This is a genomic window from Variovorax sp. LjRoot175, assembly GCF_964253805.1.
Taxonomy (GTDB): Bacteria; Pseudomonadota; Gammaproteobacteria; order Burkholderiales; family Burkholderiaceae_C; genus Variovorax.
On the sequence record NZ_CAXURY020000001.1, the window covers coordinates 5392852 to 5417126 of the forward strand.

Consider the following 24275-nt stretch of genomic DNA (forward strand, 5'->3'; position numbering starts at 1 on the left):
GACGGTAGCACGGCCCTCCCGACCGTTTCGACAGGCCCTATGACGTCGTGGCCTTTGCGAGCCGCCGCGCCGAGGCGCTGGCCGCCAGCTGCGGCAGCACCGGCAGCGCGCGGATGCGCAGGCCGGTCAGCGCGAACAGCGCATTGCCGAGCGCCGGCGCCACCGGCGGCACGCCGGGCTCGCCCAGGCCGCCGAGCGGCCCCTCGCTGGCCAGGAAGTGGATGTCGAGCTCGGGCGGCACCTGCGCCATGCGCAGGATCGGATAGTCGCCGAAGTTGCGCTGCTGCACCGCGCCGCCCTGCACGGTGATCTGCTCGCCGAGCGCGGCGCTCAGGCCCATGAGGATCGCGCCCTCCACCTGCTGGCGCGCCGTGTCCGGATGGATCACGCGGCCGCAGTCGACCGCCGAGGTGATGCGGTGCACGCGCGGCACGCCCTCGTCCGACAGCGACAGCTCCAGCACGTGGGCCACGGCGGTGCCGAAGCTTTCCACCAGCGCGACGCCGCGGGCCCGCCCGGCCGGCGGCGCGCTGCGCCAGCCGGATCGCCGCGCGGCCTCGTCGAGCACGCGCGCGAGGCGCGAGCCGGCCGGCAGCAGCGCGCGGCGGTACTCGACCGGGTCCTGCCGCGCGGCGTGCGCGAGCTCGTCGATGAAGGTCTCGGTATAGAAGCCGTGCTGCGTGTGCGAGACGCTGCGCCAGGCGCCGGTGCGGATCGGGTGCGGGTGGTCCACCGCTTCGATCGACTGGTTCGCGATGGCGTAGGGAATCTCGAAGGCCTCGTTGCGGCCCGCGGTGTCGATGTAGCGCTGCTCCCAGCTCAGGGGCCGCCCGTCCGCGTCCAGCACCGCCTGCACGCGGCTGCTGAGCGCCGGCCGGTAGGCGCCCTGCGCGAAGTCTTCCTCGCGGCTCCAGATCATCTTGACCGGATGCGGACTGGCCTCGGCGGCCAGGCGCACGATCTGCGGAATGTGGTTGGACATCTCCGGCAACCCGTGGCGGCCGAAGGAGCCGCCGAGCGGCATCGGGTGCATCGTCACCTGCTCGAGCGGCAGGCCGGCGAGCTTCGCCAGTTCGCTGCGCGCCCACAACAGGTTCTGCGTGCCGCCCCAGTAGCTGAAGCGGCCTTCGGCCTGCTGCGCCGTGGCGTTCATCGGCTCCATGGCCGCGTGATGCAGAAAGGGCACCTGGTAGTGCGCATCGACGCGCTGCCGGCCGTCCATGGAGGCCTGCACCACGTTGCCGATCGCAACCCGGCTCTTGCCCTCGCTCTCCAGCGCCGCACGCTGGCCCGCGAACAGGCGTTCGCTGGAGAGGCTTTCGTCGCCGCCCTCGAAGCGCGGCCGCAGCGCCGCCAGCGCGCGGCGCGCGGTGGTGTAGCGCGTCGCGATCACCGCCACCGCATCGGGCAGCGAGACCACGCGCTCGACGCCGGCCATCGCGAGCGCCGGCGCGGGATCGACCGCCACCAGCCGGCCGCCGTGCCGCGGCGTCGCCAGCACCGCGGCATAGCGCATCTCGGGCAGGCGCACGTCGATGCCGTATTGCGCACTGCCGTCCACCTTGGCCGGGATGTCGAGCCGCGGCACGGAAGTGCCGATCAGCCGGTAGTCACCGGGCTGCTTGAAGCGCGGCTGCGACGGCAGCGGCAGCCGTGCCGCTTCTGCGGCCAGTTCGCCGTAGCGCAGGCTGCGGCCGCTGGCGGCGTGCAGCACCCGGCTGGCCGCCGTGCTCAGTTCGCCGGCGGGCACGCCCCAGCGCTGCGCCGCCGCGTCGACCAGCATCATGCGCGCCAGCGCGCCGGTGATGCGCATGCCGCTCTGGCCGGTGAAGCGCACGGCGGTGGAGCCGCCGGTGATCTGCAGCTTGATGAAGCCCGCGATGGTGCCGAAGGTGGTGTCGATGACGCCGTCGAACAGCGCCGGGATCTGCCGGTTCTGCAGCACCCAGCCGCGCGCCAGAAAGCGGTTGGCGAAACGCGCGTCGCCCGGCGCCGGCTCGGTGCGCACGCGCGGCCAGTCGGCGTCGAGCTCCTCGGCCAGCATCATCGCGAGCGCGGTGCCGACGCCCTGCCCCATGTCGGCGTGCGGCAGGTAGACGGTCACGCTGTCGTCCTCTCCGATCTTGACCCAGCCGGCCAGGATCGCTTCGCCGGGGGCCGCGGCCGAGGCCGGCAAGCCGCGGCCGCTGCCCATGGCCGCCATCCCGACATAGCCCAGGGCCAGCCCGCCGGCCGTCGCGGCGGCCGAGCCGATCAGCAGCGTGCGGCGCTTCATGCGAAAGCTCCAGCTGCGACGGCGTGGATGGCCTTGCGCACGCGCGGGTAGGTGCCGCAGCGGCAGATGTTGGTGATCGCGCCGTCGATCTGCTCGTCGGTCGGTTTCGGCGTGTGCGCCAGCAGCGCGGCAGCGGCCATCAGCATGCCGGACTGGCAGTAGCCGCATTGCGGCACCTGGTGGGCGATCCAGGCGCGCTGCAGCGGATGCAGCAGCGCCTTGCCGCTTCCGCCCTGCGCCGCCGCCAGGCCTTCGATGGTGAGGATCTGGCGCCCGGCCGCCGCGGCAACGGGCAGCGCGCAACTGCGCACGGCCTGGCCGTCGAGGTGCACCGTGCAGGCGCCGCAGGCCGCGACGCCGCAGCCGAATTTGACGCCGGTATGGCCGAGGTCCTCGCGCAGCACCCACAGGAGCGGCTCCTCGGGCGCGACCGCCACGCGATGGCGCGTCCCGTTGACCTGGAGTTCGAGGGTGGCAGTGGATGGGGAATTCATGTGGGGCTCCTGCATGAAGGAGTCCCCGAGCCTAGGCCGCAACTATTAGCAGCGCGTTAGACCGTCAGAAGCGCTCGTGCGGCCCCAGGTAGCGCCACAACCCCACCGGCAGGTTGCCCAGCACCACGCGGCCGATGCGGATGCGCTTCAGGCCCACGACCTTGAGCCCGACCAGCTCGCACATGCGCCGGATCTGGCGCTTCTTGCCTTCGGTGAGCACGAAGCGCAGCTGCTCGGGGTTCTGCCATTCGACCTGCGCCGGCTTGAGCGGCTGGCCGTCGAGGGCGAGGCCATGGCGCAGGCGCGCGAGCTGCTCGCGCGGAAAGGCGGCCTGAGAATTCTGAGCGACCGGCCCGTAGGAAACGCGCACCAGGTATTCCTTCTCGATCTCCGAGTCCTCGCCGATCAGCTGACGCGCCACGCGGCCGTCCTGCGTGAGCACCAAGAGGCCCACCGAATCGATGTCGAGCCGGCCGGCCGGCGCCAGGCCGCGCAGCTGCGGCGGCGAGAAGCGGTGGCGGCTCGGGTCCTCGCGCCAGTGGGTGCGCGGGTTGATCAGCACCACGGCCGGCTCGTGCCCGTCCTCGGCCTGGCCGCTCACATAGCCCATCGGCTTGTTCAAGAGGATCGTGACCTGTTGCTGCTGCTGGTTCTGCGCCTTCCTGTCGACCTCGATGCGGTCGGCCGGCCCCACCTTGACGCCCATCTCGGCCACCTGGCCGTTGACCTTGACCCAGCCCTGCGCGATCCAGTCGTCGGCTTCGCGGCGCGAGCACAGGCCGAGTTCGGCCATGCGTTTGTTGAGGCGTGAAAGTACAGGCGCGTCGGTCATCCGGCGATTGTCACGGCATCAAGCGGTAACCCACCGCGGTTTCCGTCAGCAGGTGGCGCGGCTGCGCCGGGTCGGCCTCGAGCTTCTGCCGCAGATGGCCCATGTAGATGCGCAGGTAGTGGCTCTGCTCGCCGTGCGACGGGCCCCACACCTCGCGCAGCAGCTGGCGCTGCGTGAGCACGCGGCCGGCGTTGGCGACCAGCACCGAGAGCAGCCGGTATTCGGTGGGCGTGAGGTGCACCTCGGTGCCCGCGCGCCGCACCAGCCGCGCCGTGTGGTCGACCTCGACTTCGCCGAATCGGAACACCGGCTCGGGCTCTTCAGCGCCGCTTGCCGTGCGCGGCCGGCGCAGGTTGGCGCGCACGCGGGCCAGCAGCTCGCCGGTGCCGAAGGGTTTGGTCAGGTAGTCGTCGGCGCCGGCATCGAGCGCGGCAACCTTGTCGGCCTCGTCGGTGCGCGCCGAGAGCACGATGATCGGCACGCTCGACCAGCCGCGCACGTCGCGGATCAGCGAAACGCCGTCGCCGTCGGGCAGGCCGAGGTCGAGCACCAACAGGTCCGGCTGGCGCGTGCCGGCCGCCGCCAGGCCCTCGCGCAGCGTCGCGGCCTCGTGCACCTGCCAGCCCTCGGCCTCGAGCGCGCCGCGCACGAAGCGGCGGATCTGCGGCTCGTCCTCGATCACGATGGCGGTGGGGCTGGGCATGGTTCAGGCGGCAAGGTCGCTCGACTCTGCCGGCTCGGGCGGTTCCCGGCGCGGCAGCGTGACGGTGAATTCTGCCCCGCCGCCGGCCGCGTTGGCCGCCGCGATCTCGCCGCCATGGGCGCTCACCACCGCCTTGCAGATCGCGAGGCCGAGGCCGACGCCCGGCGTGGCCGATTCGGCCTGGCCGCGCGTGAACTTGTCGAACAGCGTCTGCTCGCGGCCGTGGAGCGCGGCCGGCAGACCGGGGCCATGGTCACGCACGCTGAGCGCCAGCGCGCGCTCGGTGGCGCGCGCACCGACCTCGATCGGCGCCGCGCCGTACTTCACGGCGTTCTCGAGCAGGTTGACCAGCACGCGCTCGATCAGCACCGCATCGAACTCGACCAGCGGCAGCTCGGCCGGCAGCGCGGTCTGCACCGCCATGTCGCCGAGCGCGGGGCGCGCGGCGCGGATCGCCGAGCCCACCACCTCCTCCACCGACTGCCACTCACGCCGGAGGTTGACCGTGCCGCCGGCGATGCCGCTTTCGAGCCGCGCCATGTCCAGCAGGTTGCTGACCAGCGCATGCAGCTGGTGCGCCTGCGCGACGATGGCGCGCGCGATGCGGCGCTGATCGCCGGGCGCCTCCGGCAGCGCCTGCAGCGATTCGGCCAGCGCGATCAGCGCGGTGAGCGGCGTGCGCACGTCGTGCGAGATCGCGCCGAGCAGCGCATTGCGCAGGCGCTCCGATTCCATCTCGACCACCGCCTGCTGCGCCACGTCGACATAGTGCACCCGCTCCAGCGCGATCGCGATCTGCCGCGCCAGCGTGTCGAGCTGCTGCGCCTGCTCGGGGATCATCAGCCAGCGCGGCTGCGCGGGCTCAAGCGCGAGCACGCCGCGCACGCGCATCGGCGCCTTGAGCGGCACGTAGTGCCAGGGCTGCGCGGCCAGCGTGGCGGTGGCGAGGCCGGCCGGCTGGCCTTGCCTGAAGGTCCAGTCGGCCACGCTGGCATCGAAACCGGGCGGCGGCTGGGTGGGCATCACCAGGCGGTCGGACGCGTCGGGCACCAGCACCAGCGCATGGCCGCCGAAGTGGCCCTGCACCGCGGCCGCGCCGAGCGCCACGACCTGGTTCGTTTCGAGCGCCGCCGAGAGCTCGCGCGTGAGCTCGAACAGCGACTGCGCACGCCGCTCGCGGCTGGTCGAGACGCCGGCCGCGAAGCGCAGGCCCGCGGTGAGTTGCCCGACCAGCAGGCCGACGCCGAGCATGACGGCGAAGGTCACGACGTACTGCGCATCGCTGACTGCGAAGGAGAAGCGCGGCGAGACGAAGAAGAAGTCGAAGGCCGCCACGTTGAGCGTCGCGGCGAAGGCCGCAGGCCCGCGCCCGAATCGCATCGCCACGCCGACCACGCCCAACAGGAACAGCATCACCATGTTGGCCAGCTCCAGCACGCCGACCAGCGGCGCGGCGAGCAGCGTGATCGCGACGCTGCTGGCGGCCGCCCAGGCATAGCCGGGCCAGCGCGCATGCGGGCGGTCGCTGTCCTCCACCTCGGGGTCGCCGCGCCGCCCGCCCGGGCGCGCCTGCGCGATGCGGCGCGAGCTGTCGGCGCGCGCGACCTCGACGATGTCGATGCCCGGCGCATGGCGCGCGAGCTCGCGCGTGAGCACGCGCTGCGGCCACCAGCGCTGCCAGCCCTGGGCCGGCTCGGCGCGACCCACCACCAGCGTCGCGCAGTTGAGCCGCCGGGCCTGCGCGGCGAGCTCTTCGGCCACGTCGACACCGGTCAGCACCGCCGTCTCCGCGCCCAGTTCCTCCGCCAGCTTGAGCACTCCCAGGATGCGGTCGCGCTGCGGCGCAGCCAGCCGCTGCAGGCGCGGGGTTTCGACGTAGGCCGCATGCCAGCGCACGTTGAGCTGGCCGGCCAGCCGCGCCGCGGTGCGCACGGTCTGGCCCGCGCCCTCGTGCGGGCCGACGCAGGCGAGGAGCGCGCCCGAGGTGTTCCAGGCCGGCGGCCCGACCTCGCCCTCGCGGCCGGACTGCTCGATGCGCCAGCCGCGCACGTCGTCTTCCACGTGCTCGGCGGTGCGGCGCAAGGCGATCTCGCGCAGCGCGATCAGGTTGCCCTTGCGAAAGAAGTTCTGCGCCGCGCGCTCGGCCTGCTGCGGGATGTAGACCTTACCGGCCGCGAGCCGGGCGGTGAGTTCGTCCGCGGTGACGTCGACCAGCACCACTTCGTCGGCCTCATCGAGCACCGTGTCGGGCACGGTCTCTTGCACGCGCACGCCGGTGATCGCGCCGACCGTGCCGTTGAGGCTTTCCAGATGCTGGACGTTGAGCGCCGACCAGACCTCGATGCCCGCGGCCTGCAGCTCCTGCACGTCCTGCCAGCGCTTGGCATGGCGCGAACCCGGCGCGTTGGAATGCGCGAGCTCATCGACCAGCAGCACGGCCGGCTTGCGCGCGAGCGCGGCGTCGAGATCGAACTCGGCCAGCGTGCGGCCGCGGTAGGCCACGTCGCGCAGCGGCAGCGTTTCGAGACCGGCCAGGAGCGCCGCGGTCTCGCTGCGGCCATGCGTTTCGACCACGCCGATCACCACATCGCGGCCGGCCGCGTGCTCGCGCTGCGCGGCGCTGAGCATGGCCCAGGTCTTGCCGACGCCGGCGCTGGCGCCGAAGTAGATGCGCAGCTTGCCGCGCTGGGCGCGCTCCTCGTCGGCACGCAGCTGGGCCAGCAGTGCGTCGGGGTCGGGGCGGGCGATTTCGTTCATGCGATGCATTGCAGGTTATCGCATCGGCCGCTCCTTGCGCCTATCGCGACGGGCGTGCCGCCGCGCGGTGCGCGACACCATGAACCACGCGAAGCCCATCGGGATGAAGAAGGCCGCGAGGGCACACAGCGCATGGAGCAGCTCATCGGGCATGGCAGGTGCTCCTTGCTCAGCGTGCGGCGTCGAGCGCCAGGTTGAGCGCGAGCACGTTCACGCGCGCTTCGCCGAGCAGGCCCAGGAGCGGCGTTTCGGTGTGGTCCTCGATCATCCGGGCCACATGGTCGGCCGGCATGCCGCGCAGGCGCGCCACGCGCGCCGCCTGGTAGCGGGCCGCTGCCGGGCTGATGTGCGGGTCGAGCCCGCTGGCCGAGGCCGTGACCAGGTCCACCGGCACCGGCTGCGTGTTGCCGGGGTCGGCCGCGCGCAGTGCCTCGATGCGGCCCTTGACCGCCTCCGTCAGCGCGGGATTGAGCGGGCCTTGGTTGGAGCCGCTCGATGCGCCCGCGTTGTAGGGCATCGGCGCGGTGGCCGATGGGCGGCCCCAGAAGTGCTTGGTGTCGCTGAAGTTCTGCCCGATCAGCGTGGAGCCGACGGGCTTGCCGTCGCGCACGATCAGGCTGCCGGCCGCCTGCGCCGGGAACACCGCTTGCGCGGCGCCGGTCACGGCCAGCGGATAGACGAGGCCGGTGATCACGCTGAGCAGCACGAAGAGCACGAGCGCGGGACGAAGAATGGTTTTCATGATGATGATGTCCTCAGACCAGACCGACCGCGACCAGCAGCCAGTCGATGAGCTTGATGCCGATGAAGGGCACGATGAGCCCGCCCAGGCCGTAGATCGCGAGGTTGCGGCGCAGGAGCGCCGCGGCCCCCACCGGCCGATAGCGCACGCCCTTCAGCGCGAGCGGGATCAGGAACACGATGACGAGCGCATTGAAGATCACCGCCGACAGGATGGCCGACGAGGGGCTCGCGAGCCGCATCACGTTGAGCGCACCGAGCTGCGGATAGGTCGAGACGAAAATCGCCGGAATGATGGCGAAGTACTTCGCCACGTCGTTGGCGATCGAGAAGGTGGTGAGCGAGCCGCGCGTCATCAAGAGCGCCTTGCCGGTCTCGACCACTTCGAGCAGCTTGGTCGGGTTCGAGTCGAGGTCGACCATGTTGCCGGCCTCCTTGGCAGCCTGGGTGCCGGTGCCCATGGCCACGGCCACGTCGGCCTGCGCGAGCGCGGGGGCGTCGTTGGTGCCGTCGCCGGTCATCGCCACCAGGCGGCCTTCGGCCTGGTAGCGGCGGATCAGCGCCAGCTTGTCCTCGGGCGTGGCCTCGGCCAGGAAGTCGTCGACGCCGGCTTCGGCCGCGATCGCGGCGGCCGTGAGCTTGTTGTCGCCGGTGATCATCACGGTCTTGATGCCCATGCGGCGCAGTTCGGCGAAGCGCTCGCGGATGCCGGTCTTGACGATGTCCTTGAGCTCGACGATCCCGAGCACGCGCGAACCCTCGGCCACGGCCAGCGGCGTGCTGCCGCGGCGCGCGACCTCGTCGGCGGCGCGCAGCACTTCGGGCGCCATCGAGCCGCCGAGCGCTTCCACATGCCGGCGCACCGCGTCGACCGCGCCCTTGCGCAGCGGGATCGCATCGGTGTCCAGGCTGTTCGGCGCCGCCGGCAGGTTGACGCCGCTCATGCGGGTCTGGGCCGTGAAGGGCACGAAGTGCGCGCCTTCCACGCCCCTGTCGTCGGTGCCGCCGCGGCGGGCCAGCTCGACGATGCTGCGGCCCTCGGGCGTTTCGTCGGGCAGTGAAGCGAGCAGAGCGATGCGCGCCAGCTTGTCCTGCGGGACGCCGGGCGAAGTCAGGAAAGCGCTGGCCTGGCGGTTGCCGTGCGTGATGGTGCCGGTCTTGTCGAGCAGCAGCACGTCGACGTCGCCTGCGGCTTCCACCGCGCGGCCGGAGGTGGCGATCACGTTGGCCTGCATCATGCGGCTCATGCCGGCCACGCCGACGGCCGACAGCAGGCCGCCGATGGTGGTCGGGATCAGGCACACCAGCAGCGCGACCAGCGCAGTGAGCGACACCACGGTGCCCGCGCCCATCGCACCGACGCTGAAGATCGAGTACGGCAGCAGCGTGACGGTGACCATCAGGAACACCAGCGTCAGCGCCACCAGCAGGATGGTCAGCGCGATCTCGTTCGGCGTCTTCTGGCGCTTGGCGGCTTCGACCATGCCGATCATGCGGTCGAGGAAGGATTCGCCCGGGTTGACCGTGATGCGCACCACCAGCCAGTCCGACAGCACGCGCGTGCCGCCGGTGACGGCCGAGAAGTCGCCGCCCGACTCGCGCACCACGGGCGCCGATTCGCCGGTGATGGCGCTCTCGTCGACCGAGGCCACGCCTTCGATCACCTCGCCGTCGAGCGGGATCACGTCATGGGCCTCGACGAACACCACATCGCCGCGGCGCAGCTCGGGCGCCTGCAAAGGCAGCCACTTGCCGCCGTGGAAGGGCTCGACCATCTTCTTGGCCCAGGTGTCCTTGCGCAGGCCGCGCAGCGACGCCGCCTGCGCCTTGCTGCGGCCCTCGGCCAGCGCTTCCGCGAAGTTGGCGAAGAGCACCGTGAACCACAGCCAGATCGAGACCGCGAGCACGAAGGCCGGCGACATCCCGGTATCGCCCGGGAAGCTCAGCGCATGCACCCACAACAGCGTCGTGAGGATGCTGCCGATGTAGACGATGAACATCACCGGGTTGCGCCACTGCACTCGCGGGCTCAGCTTGGCGAAGGCGCCCCACAGCGCGGGCTTGACCAGCGCGGCGTCGAAGAGCGAGAGGTGCTTTTTCTGCCGGGCAAAGGCCTTGGCTTCGGCCGCGGCGGTGGCTTCAGCCACGGCCGCCTGGGCGGGCTCGCCCAGAGCAATAGGAGAAGGGTTCTTTTTCATGGTCTGCGGTCTCATTTCCACAGCATCAGGTGTTCGACGACCGGCCCGAGGGCGAGTGCCGGCACATAGTTGAGCAAGCCCACCAGCAGCACCGTGCCGATCAGGAGCGTCACGAACAGCGGGCCGTGCGTGGGCATGGTGCCGGCCGTGACCGGCAGGCGCTTCTTGGCGGCCAGCGAACCCGCGATCGCGAGCACCGGCACGATCACGCCGAAGCGGCCGAACCACATCGCGATCGAGAGCAGCGCGTTGTAGAAAGGCGTGTTGGCCGACAGGCCGGCAAAGGCGCTGCCGTTGTTGTTGCCGGCCGAGGTCAGCGCGTAGAGGATCTCGGAGAAGCCGTGGGCGCCCGGGTTGGCGATGCCCGCCTTGCCGGCACCCGCGATCACGGCGACGGCCGTTCCGGCGAGCACCAGGATGGGCGTGACCAGGATCGCGATCGAGGTCAGCTTCATCTCGTGCACCTCGATCTTCTTGCCCAGGTATTCGGGCGTGCGGCCGATCATCAGGCCGGCGATGAAGACCGCCAGGACCGCGAAGATCAGCATGCCGTAGAGGCCGGTGCCGACGCCGCCGAACACCACTTCGCCGAGCTGCATCAGCACCAGCGGCACCATGCCGCCTAGCGGCGTGAGGGAATCGTGCATCGCATTCACCGCGCCGCAGGAGGCCGCGGTGGTGATGGCGGCGAACAGCCCGGAGGCAGTGATCCCGAAGCGCACTTCCTTGCCTTCCATGTTGCCGCCGGCCTGCAATGCGGTCGAGGCCTGGTCGACGCCGAGCGGCGGCAAGAGCGGATTGCCGGCCTGCTCGGCCGGAATGACCGCGACCACCGCGAGCACGAACATCACGGTCATCGCGGCGAGGATGGCGAAGCCCTGCCGCTGGTCGCCGACCAGGCGGCCGAAGGCGAAGCACAGCGCCGCCGGGATCAGGAAGATCGCGATCATCTGCACGAAGTTCGCGAGCGCCGTGGGGTTTTCGTACGGGTGCGCCGAATTGGCGTTGAAGAAGCCGCCGCCGTTGGTGCCGAGCATCTTGATCGCCTCCTGCGAAGCAACCGGGCCCATGGCCAGCGTCTGCGTGGGGGTGCTCGCATTTTCCAGCACCGGGTTGCCCGACGCATCCTTCAGCGGCTGGCCACCGGCATCCAGCTTCGGCTGCTGGTAGGCGGTGGTCTCGAGGGTGGTGACCGTCTTGTAGGTGTCGAAGTTCTGGATCACGCCCTGGCCCGCGAACACCATCGCGATCACGAACGAGATCGGCAGCAGCAGCCAGGCCGTGATTCGTGTGATGTCGACCCAGAAATTGCCGACGAAGCCCTTGCCGTCCGTGCTGCGCGCCGCGAAGCCGCGCGCCAGCGCGAAGGCGACCGCAATGCCGGTGGCGGCCGAGAGGAAGTTCTGCACCGAGAGCCCCAGCATCTGCGTGAGGTAGCTCATGGTCGATTCGCCGGCATAGCCCTGCCAGTTGGTGTTGGAGACGAAGCTCACCGCGGTGTTGAAGGCCGAGTCGGGCGACACGGCGCCCATGCCGGCCGGGTTGAGCGGCAGCACGGCCTGCAGCCGCTGCAGGCCATAGACGGCGAGCGCACCGATGGCATTGAAGGCCAGCAAGCCCAGCGCATAGCTGCGCCAGTGCATCGATTGCTCGGGCGAAACGCCGGCAAGCTTGTAGAGCGGCGCCTCGGCGCGCTGCATCCAGCGCGGCAGGCGGCCGTCGCACAGCGCCGCCAGGTAGCGGCCGAGCGGCCAGGCCAGCACGCCCAGCACGATGAGAAAGAGGGCCAGCAGGCCCCAGGCCGAGCTGTTCATCTCAGAACTCCTCGGCGCAGATCAGCGCGAACACCAGGTAGGCGAACAGGATCACGGCGACGAGGCCCGCGAATCCATAGAGAGCATCGAGGCCGATCACGTGCGCTCTCCCTTGGGTGCGTCAAGCTTGCACAGCCCGACCACGGCCTCGGCCATCACGACCCAAAGCACCGCAATGGCGGCAATCCATGTGAAGTCCATTCACCACTCCTGCATCGAGAAACAATGCAGTCAGTGTCCGCACGGTTGCATAAAAGCGGGAAACAGAGTGCGCCGAGAGGCGTAAAGAAAGCATAAAAATCGCAAGCCCCCGCCTGCGCATCCCCAGCGCTCGCCTATAACCGCAGTCTCGACAACAAACGGTATCTGCGCATGCATCCACCTCGGCAAGGTCTTGGAATTCTCACGCTGAGCGCGCTGGGGGTCGTCTATGGCGACATCGGTACGAGCCCGCTGTACACCATGAAGGAGGTCTTCAACCCGGCCCATTCGCTCGCCCTCAATGCTGCGAACGTCATCGGCGCCGTTTCGACGATCTTGTGGGCGCTGATGGTCGTCGTCACGCTCAAGTACGTGGTGCTAATCTTGCGTGCGCACAACCGGGGCGAAGGAGGGATCATGGCGCTAACCGCTCTCGCAGCCAAAGCGGCGGGGAGCACGCCCAAGCGTCACACGCTTCTCCTCCTGATTGGCGTGCTCGGCGCAGCACTCTTCTACGGCGACGCTGTCATCACGCCGGCAATATCCGTCCTGGGTGCGATGGAAGGACTGGAAACCATCACGCCTGCGCTCAAACCGTATGTGCTACCCATCTCGACGGCTGTCATCATCGGATTGTTTCTTGGGCAGCGCTTTGGCACCGCAGCGGTAGGCAAGCTGTTCGGCCCCATCGTCGTCGTGTGGTTCGCTGTCCTCGCTATCACCGGTGTGGCGCAAATCGTCGAGCATCCGGCCATCCTGGCGGCCCTCAATCCGTTGCGGGCCATTGAATTCATGCAGGCGCGCGGGTGGCACCTGTTCGTCGTCATGGGTGCAATCGTCCTAGCGCTGACGGGTGCCGAGGCCCTTTACGCAGATATGGGCCACTTCGGCAAGAAGCCGATTCGCTTGGCCTGGAACACCTTCGTACTTCCGGCCCTGGCGCTCAACTACATGGGACAAGGAGCCCTGCTCCTCAGCGATGCCAGCGCGCTCGAGAACCCATTCTTTCGGCTCTTTCCGACGTTCTTGCTGATTCCCGCCGTCGTGCTCGCGACGATGGCCTCGGTGATCGCATCGCAAGCCACGATCTCCGGAGCCTATTCGCTGACCAAGCAGGCCGTCCAGTTGGGCCTGCTTCCACGAATGCAGGTGCTGCACACCTCAGAGAAGGAATTCGGGCAGATCTACGTGCCTTTCGTCAACTGGGTCGTGATGGTTGCGGTACTGCTCGCGATGGTGGGCTTCGGAAGTTCTTCTGCGCTCGCGTCCGCATATGGAATTGCGGTCACGGTAACGATGTTCATCACGACCTTGCTCACCTTCTTTGTTGTTCGGCATGCGTGGGGGTATCCACTGCCGCTTGCTTGGGCAGCGACCGGAGCATTTCTGTTGGTCGATGCTGTGCTCGTGGTTTCGTGTGCTCTCAAGTTCTGGCAGGGCGGTTGGTTTCCGATCGTCCTCGGCAGCGTCATATTCGCGATCATGGCGACCTGGCGGCGTGGCCGCGAACTCCTGATCGAGCACATTCAAAAAGACGACCCGGACCTGTTGCCCTTCATCACGGAGCTGGCAGCCGACGAACATGTGCGCCGCACTCCCAGAACTGCGGTCTATGCCGTGGCCAATCCGGATACGGTGCCACAGGCCCTGCTGCACAACATCAAGCACTACCAGGTGCTGCACGAGCAGAACGTGATCCTCACCGTGCGCTTTCAGGAGGTGCCGTGGGTGCCAGAGGAAGAACGCCTGCAAGTGGAGCCCCTGGTCGATGGATTCTGGAGAGTGCGGGTGAACTACGGTTTCAAGGACGAGCCCGACGTCCCGCGCGCGTTGCGCCTGTGCATGCGCGAGGGGCTCAAGGTCGACGAGGCCGCGATTTCATACTTCCTCAGTCGTGAGATCGTGATTCCTACGCGCGGACCCGGAATGGCCCATTGGCGCGAAGCCCTGTTTGCCACGATGTCGCGCAATGCCGGCAGCGTGGGGGATTTCTTTCGACTCCCCCACAACGCTGTGGTCGAACTGGGGACGCGAGTGCAAATATGAATGAAGGCACTGCCCCGTGCGTATTGCACACATGGGCGGGCTTTTTGCGACCTCGGGTGTCTTCCTGTGAATTCGTTGCTATCGATTCGTCCTCTCATTGCGTACAACCCGACGCATGGATTGAAAGATGAGGACACCATGGACACGGAAGCCATTGCACTGATCGTCGACGAGCCGATCGCCGGCCATTTCTACTGGGTGCTGCAGAAGCAGGACGGCTCGGACTGCCGCCCCGTCGATGCCGCCGAAGGGCCGATGCCGACCTACGGCGCGGCGATGATGGCCGGCATCGCGGCGCTGCAGCGCCGCAGCGATGCGCGCAGCAACCCCGGCGCGCAGACCCTGCACTGAGCCCCCGGCTTCCCGCGCCCCGCGCGCGGGAATTCGCGATTCGAGAAGGCAGCCATCTCGAATCGCGTACTCTTCGTTGCCCCCGATCCGGCACACTCGCCGGCCCATCGCGCAGCATTCAGGCTGCGCCTGAAACGAAGAGACAACCCCATGATCCGAAAGCTGCTGACTTCCGCGGTCCTGGCACTGGCGTTCGCCGCCGTGCAGGCCCAGCCCTATCCCGCCAAGCCGGTGCGCCTGATCGTGCCCTTCCCGCCCGGCGGCGGCACCGACATCCTCTCGCGGCTGGTGGCGACCAAGCTCACCGAAGTCAGCAAGTGGACGGTGGTGCCCGACAACCGCGCGGGCGCCGGCGGCACCATCGGCATCGCCGAGGCCGTGCGCGCCGCGCCCACCGGCTACGACATGGTGATGGGCCAGAAGGACAACATGGTCGTCGCGCCCTGGCTCTACAAGAACCTCAGCTACGACTCGACCAAGGACCTGACGGCCGTGGCCCACGTGGCCTACACGCCGGTCGTGATCGTGACCCGCGCCGAGTCGAAGTTCAAGACGCTGGCCGACGTGGTGAGCGCCGCGCGCGCCGCGCCGGACACCATCACCTACGGCTCGCCCGGCAACGGCACCACCATCCACCTGGCCGGCGAGATCTTCAAGACCGCGGCCAACATCAAGATGCGGCACGTGCCCTACAAGGGCTCCAACCCCGCGATGATGGACGTGCTGGCCGGCAACGTCGACCTCATGGTGTCCTCCCTGCCCTCGGCCATGGGGCAGATCAAGTCCGGCAAGCTGCGCCCGCTGGCCGTGACCTCGGCGCGCCGCAGCAGCTCGCTGCCCGAGGTACCGACCGTCGCCGAGCTGGGCTACAAGGACTTCGACGTCAGCACCTGGTACGGGCTCTTCGTGCCGGCGGGCACGCCGAAGGAGATCATCGTCACGGTGAACGCCGAGGTGAACAAACTGCTGGCCACACCCGAAATGAAGGCCGCGATCATCGCCCAGGGTGCCGAGCCGCAAAGCATGACGCCCGAGCAGTTCGGCACGCTGCTGAAGAACGACTACCTGAAGTGGCGCGACATCGTGAAGGCTTCGGGCGCGACGATCGAGTAGTGATGTCCTCCTCCGCGCCCCGCCATCGGTGCCGCGTGATCGCCTCGCCCTGGCCGGGCGTCCACAGCGTCCACACCGACAGCGCGCGCAGCTTCGCCAGGCATTCGCATGCGAGCTTCGGCATCGGCGTGCTGGCGCAGGGGGCGCACAAGTCCGCCAGCGGACGCGGGCAGGTGGAGGCCTGCGCGGGCGATCTGCTCGCGAGCAATCCCGGCGAAGTGCATGACGGGCGGCCCGCGCGGGGCGAGACAGCCCGGCGCTGGCACATGGTCCACCTGGAGCCCGAGGTCCTGGCCTCGATGGGCGGGCCGGAGCGGCCGGCCGGTGATGTGGAATGGACACGCCCCGTGATCCGCGATGCGCAGCTGCGCGCGGTGCTGGTCCGCCTGCTGCAGCGGCTGGACAGCTGGGACGCGGGCCGGCGCACGGATGCGGATGCGCTGGCGTGCGAGGAATCGCTGGTGCAGGCCTGCGGCCTGATGCTCGCGCACCACGCCAACGTCGCGCCGCCCCCGGCGGATGTGGATCGCGGGCTCGCGCAGGTGCGCGAGCGCATCGCCGACGACCTGCTCGCGCCGCCCTCGCTCGCCGAACTCGCGGCCATGGCCGGGCTCGGCAAGTACCAGCTGCTGCGCCGCTTCGCCGCCGCCTACGGCATGCCGCCGCACGCGTGGCTGCTGCAGCAGCGCGCGGAGCGTGCGCGGCGCCGCATCCGCGCGGGCGACACGCTGGCCACGGCCGCGCTGGCAAGCGGGTTCGCCGACCAGAGCCACATGACGCGCGTCTTCGCGCGGCAGTTCGGCTTCACGCCGGGCGCCTGGCAGCGCGTCGCCACCGCGGGCCGGCTGCAATAACGTTCAAGACGCGATCGGGCGCGCGGTTCGAGACTCGGCGGCTGATCAACTCAGGACAAGCGCCGTGCCGAATGCTTTCTTTCATCGAGACGAGATCTGGTCGGCGCATCCCGCGCTCGTGCCTTGCGCATGGGTGGTCGATGGCGTGACGCCCCGGCTGGCCGTGGCCGCGCAGGTCGAGGCGCAGCAGACGATCGCGCGTGCGCGCCTGGCCGCCGGTCCGGAAGGCGAGTTCCCGGAGATCCAGGCCTGGCGACGCGTGTTCTCGTCCATGGGCCTCAAGCCCACCCAGGTGCGCTGCGCGGCGGAATCGCTGCTGCGCCGCTTTCGCAAGGAGGACGCCTTGCCGCCGCTGCATCCGCTGGTGGATCTGTGCAATGCCGTCTCGATGGCCTTCGCCACGCCGATCGCGGTCTTCGACCTCGCGCACATCGCCGGATCGCTGGAGGTGCGCTTCGCAAGCGGCAGCGAAAGCCACGAGGATTTTGCGGGCGTGCACGAGGCGCCCGGCGCCGGCGAGATCATCTTCGCGGACGCGCATTCGCATGCGCACGCGCGGCGCTGGTGCCACCGCCAGAGCGCGCGCTCGGCCGTGCGCGGCGAGACGCGGCAGGTGCTGATCGTGGCGGAAGCCATCCACGCGTCGGCCGGCGCGGACATCGCGCGCCTCAAGGACGTGCTCTCGCGCGCGCTCGGCGATGCAGGCTGCGCGGTCGAGGCGTGCAGCCTGCTGAGCCGCGCCGCACCGCGCATCGCGCTGCCCGGCTGAAAGCCGGATGCGGCGGGTCAGCCGGCGTCCCGGACGTCGGCCACCGGCTGGGTGCCGAAGTCCGCACGCGCCAGGTACTTGAGCACCTTCGCCGCCGCGGTGGCCGGCGTGTCGAGCTGGCCCTCGGCCTTCAGCCGCTCGAAGCGCGCGCGGTCGGGGAACATCTCGGCCTCCGCCCCGCGCAGCTGCACCTGCATGTCGGTGTCGATGACGCCGGGCGCGAGCGAGACGATCTTCGCGCCGCCGCCCAGCGCCGCCTCCTCCAGCGCCACCGCGCGCGAGAAATGGTCCATGCCGGCCTTGGCCGCGCAGTAAGGCGCCTGGCTGGCCATCGCGCTGCGGCCGAGGCCCGAGGAGATGTTGAGCACACGGCGCTCGGCGTGCCAGCCCTGGGTGGCGGCGAGGAAGGCGGAAGTCAGCAGCATCGGCGCCTCCAGCCCCACGCGCAATGCGTGCGCCAACTCCGCTGCGATCGCTTGCGACAAGGGGCGCGGGCGGCCGATGGTGCCGGCGTTGTTGATCAGGGTGGCGCTGGCGAAAGCCTTCGCATCCAGGTTTTGCAGCCACGCGGCCAGCCGCGCCGCGGCCGCGACCGGGTCGGCCAGGTCCTGCTGCCACTGTTCGAGCTCGGCGCCGGCCTCGCGGGCGCGCGCGGCGAGCTGCTCGTCGGCCTGGCGCGAAATGCACAGCAGGCGCTGTCCGGGCTGCAGCAATTGTTCGGCCATGGCGCGGCCGAGGCCGCGGGAAGCACCGGTGATGACGGTGAGCTGGGATGAATTCATGCGTTCTCGTGAAATGGTTCATTGACGGCGAAGCGCCGTGCGGCATTGATGCTAAAGGCGAGTTGACTAAACGCGAGTCGGCTTTCTAAAGTCACCCATGCCGATCCAATACGAGCCCGCCCGCGATCAGCGCCACTACGCTGCGCACTTCGGCCTCGCGTGTCCCGCGCAGGCGCCGCTGGTCCGGCCCGGCCAGCAAGGGCTCTTCATCCGCCGGCCGCGCGCCGACCGCGAGGGCAGCGCCGCGGCGGCGCGATTCGAGATCGCCCCGGGTCGCTGGGGCCTGATTCCCCTCTTCGCCAAGGAGCGCGAATACCCTTTCACCTTCGAAGCGCGCGGCGAGACCGCCGCGAGCGAGCGCAACTTCTACCAGCCCTGGAAGCGCGGGCATCGCTGCGTGATCCTGGCCGATGCGCTGTTCCGCCGCGGCGACAGCGAAGACTCGGTGGTGCGCGTCTCGCGTGCCGACGGCCAGCCGCTGGCGATGGCAGGGTTGTGGAACGGGTGGCGTTCGCCCGAGGGCGAGTGCGTGGAGAGCTTCGCCTTGCTGACGCTGCCTGCCCTGGATCAGCGCGAGCTCCGCTGGGTGGTCTTTCTTCGCGAGGCGTGGATCGACGACTGGCTGCACTGCCCGGTGGAGGAAACGGCCGCCTATCTGCGGCCCTACGCCCTCGACAAGCTGGTGCGCCGGACCATCGTGCACGACCCGAGCATTCCCCTGCCGGAGCGGGCGCCCGCCGCCTGAGGCCTCAGGCGGCGCCCTTGCCTCCCACCGTACCCTCGCGCAGGGCCGCGAGGTCGAGCACCCGAAGCCCGCCGTATTCGACACGGATCGCGCCCTGCGCCTGCAGCGTGCGCAAGGCCTCGTTGACGCGCTGGCGCGAGAGGCCGATGAGGTAGGCCAGCTCCTGCTGCGTGATGCGCAGCAGCTCGCCCACGCCGGGGAACAGCACCGGGTTGAACAGCGCAGCGAGGTTGCGCGCCACCCGCGCATCGGGGTTGTTGAGCCGGTCGGCCTCGCGCGCGGCGATGAACTGGCCGAGCCTTTCGTTGAGCTGATTCATCACGAAGCGGTTGAAGCCGATCGAGTGGTCGAGCAGCCAGTGGAAGTCGTCGATCGGCAGCCCCGCCACCACACTGCGGCGCAGCGCCTGGATGTTGTAGCGGTAGGGCTCGCGCTTGAGCGCCGTGCCTTCGCCGAACCAGCCGCCCGGCGGCAGGCCGCTGTAGGTCATCGAGGTGCCGTCGGCGTTGTCGTTGCTCATCTTGAGCAGCCCTTCGACCACGCCGAACCAGTAGGTCGGCGCGCGGCCGATGCGGCACACCAGGTCGCCCGGCTCGGCCTCGCCGACCACCACGGCCGCCTCTGCGCGGCGCCGCTCGGGGGGCGTGAGCGTGCGCAGCCAGGGGATGTTGGCCAGCTCTTCGAGCGTGGCCGGCCGCACGCGATCGCGTATCGACGAAGTGCCGCTGGAACTGCCGGGGGTCATCGGGAAACTCCGGGGAGGGGTGTCCCTAGGATTGTCGTTGAAACGACAAGATGACGACAAGCTTGGTTCTACAGTCCGGCCCATCGTGCAGACCAAAGCCACCACTTTTCCCCGCCTGCTGCTGGCCCATGCCCAACAGCAGCCCGACGCGCCGGCCGTGCGCGAGAAGGACCTCGGCATCTGGCAAACCTGGAGCTGGGCGATGGTGGCCCGCGAGGTGCGCGAGATCGCCTGCGGGCTCGCCAGCCTGGGCTTCAAGGCCGGCGACAACCTCGCGATCGTGGGCGCCAATCGCCCGCATCTCTATATGGCGGTGCTGGCGGCGCAGAGCCTGCGCGGCGTGCCGGTGCCGCTCTACCAGGATGCGGTGGCCGGCGAGATGGTCTTCATGCTGGAAGACGCATCAATCGAGTTCGTGATCGTCGAGGACCAGGAGCAGGTCGACAAACTGCTGGAATGCCGCGAGCTGAAGAAGCAGGGTGCCGGCATCGGCCACATCGTCTACGACGACCCGCGCGGACTGCGCCACTACGAGCAACCGGGCCTGCTGGGCTACGACAAGCTGCGCGAACTGGGTCGCGCCTTCGATGCCGCGCATCCGGGCTTCTTCGACGAGAGCGTGGCGAGCGTGGAGCCCGGCGATGTCGCCGTGATCCTCTACACCTCGGGCACCACCGGCCGGCCCAAGGGCGTGTGCCAGACGCATGCGAGCTTCATCGCGGCGGGCCGCGGCGGCGTCGAAACCGATCGGCTCGGCCCCGGCGACAACGTCATGAGCTACCTGCCGATGGCCTGGGTCGGCGACCACCTGTTCTCGGTGGCGCAATGGCTGGTCGGCGGCTTCACGCTCAACTGCCCCGAATCGAGCGAGACGGTGATGAACGACATGCGCGAGATCGGGCCGAGCTACTACTTCGGCCCGCCGCGCACCTTCGAAGGCCTGCTGACCGCGGTGTCGATCCGCATGGAAGACGCGGCCGCGCCCAAGCGCTGGCTCTATGCGAAGTTCATGGCGCTGGCGCGGCGCGTGGGCTCCGACATCCTCACCGGTGCGCCGGTCGGCTTCGGCGACCGGGCGATGTATGCGCTCGGCAACCTGCTGGTCTACGGGCCGCTGCGCAACGTGCTGGGCATGAGCCGAATCCGCGTGGCCTACACCGCCGGTGCGGCGATCGGGCCCGACCTGTTCCGCTTCTACCGCTCGATCGGCGTCAACCTCAAGCAGCTCTACGGGCAGACCGAGACCTGCGCCTACGTGTGCCTGCAGCAGGACGGCAAGGTCAAGCTGCAGACCGTGGGCAGCGCGGCGCCGGGCATCGAGCTCAAGATCGCCGACGACGGCGAGGTGCTGGTGCGCGGCGTGTCGGTGCTCAAGGAATACTACAAGCGGCCCGACGCGACGGCCGAGGTGCTCGATGCCGACGGCTACTTCCACACCGGCGACGCCGGCGTGATCGACGCCGAGGGCCACCTGCGCATCATCGACCGCGCCAAGGACGTCGGCCGGCTCGCCGGCGGCGCGATCTTTGCGCCCAACTACATCGAGAACAAGCTCAAGTTCTTCCCGCAGATCAAGGAAGCCGTGTGCTTCGGCAACGCACGCGACGAGGTCTGCGCCGCGATCAACATCGACTTCGAGGCGGTGGGCAACTGGGCCGAGCGGCACGGCCTGGCCTATGGCGGCTACGTCGACCTCGCGGGAAAGCCCGAGGCGCTGGCGCTCATCGGCGAATGCATCGCCAAGGTCAATGCCGATCTCGCGAGCGAGGACGGCATGGGCGAGACGCAGATCGCGCGCTTCCTGGTGCTGCACAAGGAGCTCGACCCCGACGACGACGAGCTCACGCGCACGCGCAAGGTGCGGCGCGGCTTCATCGCGGACAAGTACCGCGTGCTGGTCGATGCGCTCTACGGCGGCAAGACCGAGCAGTACATCGAGACGCAGGTCAAGTTCGAGGACGGGCGCACGGGCGTGGTGAATGCCACGCTGAAGATCGTGGAAGCGAAGACCTTTCCGGTCCTGAAGGCGGCGGCATGAGCAGTCATCGCAAGATCGGCGAGGTCATCCTCGACGTGCAGAACATCAGCTTGAGCTTCGGCGGCGTCAAGGCGCTGGCCGACATCAGCTTCGACGTGCGCGAGCACGAGGTGCGCGCGATCATCGGCCCCAACGGCGCAGGCAAGAGCTCGATGCTCAACTGCATCAACGGCGTCTACCAGCCGCAGCAGGGCTCCATCACCTTCCGCGGCCAGACCTTCCATCACATGAACTCGCGCCAGGTGGCCGAGATGGGCGTGGCGCGCACCTTCCAGAACCTGGCGCTGTTCAAGGGCATGAGCGTGCTCGACAACATCATGACCGGGCGCAACCTCAAGATGAAGAGCGGCCTGCTCGCCCAGGCGCTGCGCTGGGGCCCGGCCGAGCGCGAGGAGATCGCGCAGCGCGAGTTCGTCGAGCGCATCATCGACTTCCTCGAGATCCAGCTGCACCGCAAGACGCCGGTGGGCCGCCTGCCCTACGGCCTGCAGAAGCGCGTGGACCTCGGCCGCGCGCTCGCGATGGAGCCGCAGGTGCTGCTGCTCGACGAGCCGATGGCCGGCATGAACGTGGAAGAGAAGCAGGACATGAGCCGCTTCATCCTCGACGTGAACGACGAGTTCGGCACCACCATCGTGCTGATCGAGCACGACATGGGCGTGGTGATGGACATCTCCGACCGTGTGGTGGTGCTCGACTACGGCAAGAAGATCGGCGACGGCACGCCGCACGAGGTGCGCAACAACGAAGACGTGATCCGGGCGTATCTCGGGACGGAGCACTAGCATGGCCTTCTTCCTCGAGACATTGTTCGGCGGCCTGATGGTCGGCATGCTCTATGCGCTAATCGCGCTGGGCTTCGTGCTGATCTTCAAGGCTTCCGGCGTGTTCAACTTCGCGCAGGGCGCGATGGTGCTGTTCGCCGCGCTGGCGATGGCGCGCTTCGCCGAATGGGTACCGGTCTGGAGCGGCATCGCCAACCCCTGGTTCGCCAACATCGCGGCCTTCGTGCTCGCGGGCGCGCTGATGTTCGCGCTCGCCTGGGCAATCGAGCGGCTGGTGCTGCGCCACCTGGTCAACCAGGACGGCGCCACCCTGCTGATGGCCACGCTGGGCATCGCCTATTTCATCGACGGGCTGGGCCAGACGATCTTCGGCAGCAACATCTACAAGATCGACATCGGCATGCCCAAGGATCCGATCTTCGCCTTCGACTCGGTGTTCCAGGGCGGCATCCTGCTGAGCAAGGAAGACCTGATCGCGGCCGCCATCGCAGCCGCGCTGGTGGCGCTGCTGTCGCTCTTCTTCCAGAAGACCGGTACCGGCCGCGCGCTGCGCGCCGTGGCCGACGACCATCAGGCGGCGCAGTCCGTCGGCATTCCGCTCTCGCGCATCTGGGTCACCGTGTGGTGCGTGGCGGGCATGGTGGCGCTGGTGGCCGGAATGATCTGGGGCAGCAAGCTGGGCGTGCAGTTCTCGCTGGCGACGGTCGCGCTGCGCGCGCTGCCGGTGGTCATCCTCGGCGGGTTGACTTCGGTGCCGGGTGCCATCCTCGGCGGGCTGATCATCGGCGTGGGCGAAAAACTGTCCGAGGTCTACCTCGGCCCTTACGTGGGCGGCGGCATCGAGATCTGGTTCGCCTACGTGCTGGCGCTGGTGTTCCTGCTGTTCCGGCCGCAGGGATTGTTCGGCGAGAAGATCATCGATCGCGTTTGAGCGAAGGAACCCACACATGCTCTACCGCGAAAACGGCCAGTTCAAGACCACCTACCGCGCCGACCAGCAGGTCTTCCCGATCCTGCAGGACCGCGTCTTCATCGCCCTGGTGCTGGCTTTCGCCTTCGTCGGCGTGCCGCTCATGGCAAGCGACTACCTGTTCCGCGCCATCCTGATTCCCTTCCTGATCTTCTCGCTGGCGGCCGTCGGCGTGAACATCCTGGTCGGCTACTGCGGCCAGATCTCGCTCGGCTCGGGCGCCTTCATGGCCGTGGGTGCCTACGGCGCCTACAACTTCTTCGTCCGCGTGCCGGGTATGCCGCTGATCCCCGCACTGATCCTGGGCGGGCTGTGTGCCACCGCCTTCGGCATCCTGTTCGGCCTGCCCAGCCTGCGGGTGCGCGGGCTGTACCTGGCGGTGGCGACGCTGGCGGCGCAGTTCTTCGCCGACTGGATGTTCCTGCGCATCAAGTGGTTCACGCTCGACACGCCTTCGGGCTCGGTCGCGGTGTCGAACCTGCAGGTGTTCGGCCTGCCGCTGGAGAGCGCGCTGAGCAAGTACCTGTTCTGCCTGGTGGCGCTGGTGATCATCGCGATCCTGGCCAAGAACCTGGTGCGCGGCGCGATCGGCCGCGAATGGATGGCGATCCGCGACATGGACGTGGCCGCCGCGGTGATCGGCATCCGGCCGATGTACGCCAAGCTCAGCGCCTTCGCGGTCAGCTCCTTCATCATCGGCGTGGCCGGCGCGCTGTGGGCCTTCGTGTACCTCGGCGCCTGGGAACCCTCGGCCTTCTCGGTGGACTACTCGTTCCGCCTGCTGTTCATGGTGATCATCGGCGGGCTGGGATCGATCATGGGCAGCTTCTTCGGCGCCGCCTTCATCGTCGTGCTGCCGATCGCGCTCAACCAGCTGCTGCCGATGCTGGCCGGCGCATTCGGGATCGAGATTTCCACCGCCGGCATTGCGCACGCCGAGCTGATGATCTTCGGCGGGCTCATCGTTTGGTTCCTGATCGTGGAGCCGCATGGCTTGGCCAAGCTCTGGTCGACCGCCAAGCAGAAGCTGCAGCTATGGCCGTTCCCCCATTGACGCCGCCG

The 24275-nt window shown here is 69.1% G+C and carries 22 protein-coding genes; 10 read left to right on the forward strand and 12 right to left on the reverse strand.

From position 1 onward, the window contains the following. Positions 1-37: 37 nt before the first annotated feature. The 10 genes from ACSQ89_RS26705 to kdpF form a co-directional block, all read right to left on the reverse strand. Positions 38-2275 carry a molybdopterin cofactor-binding domain-containing protein gene (locus tag ACSQ89_RS26705; RefSeq protein ID WP_436294012.1) on the reverse strand — a complete coding sequence of 746 codons (2238 nt, stop codon included), beginning with the start codon at positions 2273-2275 and terminating at the stop codon, positions 38-40. Beyond that, on the reverse strand, positions 2272-2769 hold the full coding sequence (locus tag ACSQ89_RS26710) for a (2Fe-2S)-binding protein (RefSeq protein ID WP_436294011.1): 498 nt from the start codon (positions 2767-2769) through the stop codon (positions 2272-2274). The genes ACSQ89_RS26705 and ACSQ89_RS26710 overlap by 4 nt, the downstream gene beginning before the upstream one ends. A 64-nt stretch (positions 2770-2833) precedes the next feature. Continuing rightward, positions 2834-3601 (reverse strand): pseudouridine synthase, encoded by a 768-nt coding sequence (locus ACSQ89_RS26715; protein ID WP_436294010.1) that lies wholly within the window; start codon positions 3599-3601, stop codon positions 2834-2836. Between the two features lie 10 nt (positions 3602-3611). Beyond that, a complete protein-coding gene (gene kdpE, locus ACSQ89_RS26720) occupies positions 3612-4304 on the reverse strand; it encodes a two-component system response regulator KdpE (RefSeq protein ID WP_436294009.1) in 693 nt (230 codons plus the stop codon). A gap of 3 nt (positions 4305-4307) precedes the next feature. Beyond that, positions 4308-7061, reverse strand: a complete 2754-nt coding sequence (locus ACSQ89_RS26725) for a DUF4118 domain-containing protein (protein WP_436294008.1) — start codon at positions 7059-7061, stop codon at positions 4308-4310. Positions 7062-7076: 15 nt separating this feature from the next. Next, entirely contained in the window at positions 7077-7214 is a 138-nt protein-coding gene (locus ACSQ89_RS26730) for a hypothetical protein (protein WP_170855629.1), read from the reverse strand. Between the two features lie 16 nt (positions 7215-7230). After that, on the reverse strand, positions 7231-7803 hold the full coding sequence (gene kdpC / locus ACSQ89_RS26735; RefSeq protein ID WP_436294007.1) for a potassium-transporting ATPase subunit KdpC: 573 nt from the start codon (positions 7801-7803) through the stop codon (positions 7231-7233). Positions 7804-7816: 13 nt separating this feature from the next. After that, a complete protein-coding gene (gene kdpB, locus ACSQ89_RS26740; RefSeq protein ID WP_093108368.1) occupies positions 7817-10000 on the reverse strand; it encodes a potassium-transporting ATPase subunit KdpB in 2184 nt (727 codons plus the stop codon). Positions 10001-10011: 11 nt separating this feature from the next. Then, positions 10012-11814: a potassium-transporting ATPase subunit KdpA gene (gene kdpA, locus ACSQ89_RS26745; protein WP_436294006.1), complete on the reverse strand. Its 1803-nt coding sequence runs from the start codon at positions 11812-11814 to the stop codon at positions 10012-10014. 1 nt (position 11815) lies between these two features. Then, complete coding sequence (gene kdpF, locus ACSQ89_RS26750) at positions 11816-11914, reverse strand: K(+)-transporting ATPase subunit F (protein WP_436294005.1); 99 nt, start codon at positions 11912-11914, stop codon at positions 11816-11818. 272 nt (positions 11915-12186) lie between these two features. On the opposite strand from kdpF, the gene ACSQ89_RS26755 reads away from it, so the two are divergent. The 5 genes from ACSQ89_RS26755 to ACSQ89_RS26775 all read left to right on the forward strand — a co-directional run bounded on the left by ACSQ89_RS26755 (position 12187) and on the right by ACSQ89_RS26775 (position 17148). Continuing rightward, entirely contained in the window at positions 12187-14061 is a 1875-nt protein-coding gene (locus tag ACSQ89_RS26755) for a potassium transporter Kup (protein ID WP_093108365.1), read from the forward strand. 138 nt (positions 14062-14199) lie between these two features. Then, complete coding sequence (locus ACSQ89_RS26760) at positions 14200-14412, forward strand: hypothetical protein (protein ID WP_436294004.1); 213 nt, start codon at positions 14200-14202, stop codon at positions 14410-14412. 150 nt (positions 14413-14562) lie between these two features. Next, the gene (locus ACSQ89_RS26765) at positions 14563-15525 is read left to right on the forward strand and encodes a Bug family tripartite tricarboxylate transporter substrate binding protein (RefSeq protein ID WP_436294003.1); all 963 of its coding nucleotides are present in this window, start codon (positions 14563-14565) and stop codon (positions 15523-15525) included. Between the two features lie 2 nt (positions 15526-15527). Beyond that, complete coding sequence (locus ACSQ89_RS26770) at positions 15528-16379, forward strand: helix-turn-helix domain-containing protein (RefSeq protein ID WP_436294002.1); 852 nt, start codon at positions 15528-15530, stop codon at positions 16377-16379. 64 nt (positions 16380-16443) lie between these two features. Beyond that, positions 16444-17148, forward strand: coding sequence for a B3/B4 domain-containing protein (locus ACSQ89_RS26775; protein ID WP_436294001.1), 705 nt, complete (start codon positions 16444-16446; stop codon positions 17146-17148). A 17-nt stretch (positions 17149-17165) separates the two neighbouring features. Here ACSQ89_RS26775 and ACSQ89_RS26780 read toward each other — a convergent pair whose 3' ends face one another. Continuing rightward, positions 17166-17930, reverse strand: a complete 765-nt coding sequence (locus ACSQ89_RS26780) for an SDR family NAD(P)-dependent oxidoreductase (protein ID WP_436294000.1) — start codon at positions 17928-17930, stop codon at positions 17166-17168. A 97-nt stretch (positions 17931-18027) separates the two neighbouring features. Here ACSQ89_RS26780 and ACSQ89_RS26785 point away from each other — a divergent pair, with 97 nt between their 5' ends. Further along, positions 18028-18675, forward strand: a complete 648-nt coding sequence (locus ACSQ89_RS26785) for an SOS response-associated peptidase family protein (RefSeq protein WP_436293999.1) — start codon at positions 18028-18030, stop codon at positions 18673-18675. 4 nt (positions 18676-18679) lie between these two features. Here ACSQ89_RS26785 and ACSQ89_RS26790 read toward each other — a convergent pair whose 3' ends face one another. Next, positions 18680-19420 carry a Crp/Fnr family transcriptional regulator gene (locus ACSQ89_RS26790; RefSeq protein WP_436293998.1) on the reverse strand — a complete coding sequence of 247 codons (741 nt, stop codon included), beginning with the start codon at positions 19418-19420 and terminating at the stop codon, positions 18680-18682. A gap of 85 nt (positions 19421-19505) precedes the next feature. Here ACSQ89_RS26790 and ACSQ89_RS26795 point away from each other — a divergent pair, with 85 nt between their 5' ends. The 4 genes from ACSQ89_RS26795 to ACSQ89_RS26810 are packed head-to-tail and all read left to right on the forward strand — an operon-like array spanning position 19506 to position 24267. Further along, on the forward strand, positions 19506-21458 hold the full coding sequence (locus tag ACSQ89_RS26795; RefSeq protein ID WP_436293997.1) for an AMP-dependent synthetase/ligase: 1953 nt from the start codon (positions 19506-19508) through the stop codon (positions 21456-21458). Continuing rightward, the gene (locus ACSQ89_RS26800) at positions 21455-22243 is read left to right on the forward strand and encodes an ABC transporter ATP-binding protein (protein WP_093108356.1); all 789 of its coding nucleotides are present in this window, start codon (positions 21455-21457) and stop codon (positions 22241-22243) included. The genes ACSQ89_RS26795 and ACSQ89_RS26800 overlap by 4 nt, the downstream gene beginning before the upstream one ends. 1 nt (position 22244) lies before the next feature. After that, complete coding sequence (locus ACSQ89_RS26805) at positions 22245-23174, forward strand: branched-chain amino acid ABC transporter permease (protein WP_436293996.1); 930 nt, start codon at positions 22245-22247, stop codon at positions 23172-23174. Between the two features lie 16 nt (positions 23175-23190). Then, positions 23191-24267: a branched-chain amino acid ABC transporter permease gene (locus ACSQ89_RS26810; protein WP_436293995.1), complete on the forward strand. Its 1077-nt coding sequence runs from the start codon at positions 23191-23193 to the stop codon at positions 24265-24267. The last annotated feature ends 8 nt before the right edge of the window (positions 24268-24275 follow it).

Bases quoted from the DNA above. Each gene is read 5' to 3' on its own strand.
- ACSQ89_RS26705 (WP_436294012.1), bottom strand. From the start codon at position 2,275: ATGAAGCGCCGCACGCTGCTGATCGGCTCGGCCGCCGCGACGGCCGGC.
- ACSQ89_RS26710 (WP_436294011.1), bottom strand. From the start codon at position 2,769: ATGAATTCCCCATCCACTGCCACCCTCGAACTCCAGGTCAACGGGACG.
- ACSQ89_RS26715 (WP_436294010.1), bottom strand. From the start codon at position 3,601: ATGACCGACGCGCCTGTACTTTCACGCCTCAACAAACGCATGGCCGAA.
- kdpE (WP_436294009.1), bottom strand. From the start codon at position 4,304: ATGCCCAGCCCCACCGCCATCGTGATCGAGGACGAGCCGCAGATCCGC.
- ACSQ89_RS26725 (WP_436294008.1), bottom strand. From the start codon at position 7,061: ATGAACGAAATCGCCCGCCCCGACCCCGACGCACTGCTGGCCCAGCTG.
- ACSQ89_RS26730 (WP_170855629.1), bottom strand. From the start codon at position 7,214: ATGCCCGATGAGCTGCTCCATGCGCTGTGTGCCCTCGCGGCCTTCTTC.
- kdpC (WP_436294007.1), bottom strand. From the start codon at position 7,803: ATGAAAACCATTCTTCGTCCCGCGCTCGTGCTCTTCGTGCTGCTCAGC.
- kdpB (WP_093108368.1), bottom strand. From the start codon at position 10,000: ATGAAAAAGAACCCTTCTCCTATTGCTCTGGGCGAGCCCGCCCAGGCG.
- kdpA (WP_436294006.1), bottom strand. From the start codon at position 11,814: ATGAACAGCTCGGCCTGGGGCCTGCTGGCCCTCTTTCTCATCGTGCTG.
- ACSQ89_RS26755 (WP_093108365.1), top strand. From the start codon at position 12,187: ATGCATCCACCTCGGCAAGGTCTTGGAATTCTCACGCTGAGCGCGCTG.
- ACSQ89_RS26760 (WP_436294004.1), top strand. From the start codon at position 14,200: ATGGACACGGAAGCCATTGCACTGATCGTCGACGAGCCGATCGCCGGC.
- ACSQ89_RS26765 (WP_436294003.1), top strand. From the start codon at position 14,563: ATGATCCGAAAGCTGCTGACTTCCGCGGTCCTGGCACTGGCGTTCGCC.
- ACSQ89_RS26770 (WP_436294002.1), top strand. From the start codon at position 15,528: ATGTCCTCCTCCGCGCCCCGCCATCGGTGCCGCGTGATCGCCTCGCCC.
- ACSQ89_RS26780 (WP_436294000.1), bottom strand. From the start codon at position 17,930: ATGAATTCATCCCAGCTCACCGTCATCACCGGTGCTTCCCGCGGCCTC.
- ACSQ89_RS26785 (WP_436293999.1), top strand. From the start codon at position 18,028: ATGCCGATCCAATACGAGCCCGCCCGCGATCAGCGCCACTACGCTGCG.
- ACSQ89_RS26790 (WP_436293998.1), bottom strand. From the start codon at position 19,420: ATGACCCCCGGCAGTTCCAGCGGCACTTCGTCGATACGCGATCGCGTG.
- ACSQ89_RS26800 (WP_093108356.1), top strand. From the start codon at position 21,455: ATGAGCAGTCATCGCAAGATCGGCGAGGTCATCCTCGACGTGCAGAAC.
- ACSQ89_RS26805 (WP_436293996.1), top strand. From the start codon at position 22,245: ATGGCCTTCTTCCTCGAGACATTGTTCGGCGGCCTGATGGTCGGCATG.
- ACSQ89_RS26810 (WP_436293995.1), top strand. From the start codon at position 23,191: ATGCTCTACCGCGAAAACGGCCAGTTCAAGACCACCTACCGCGCCGAC.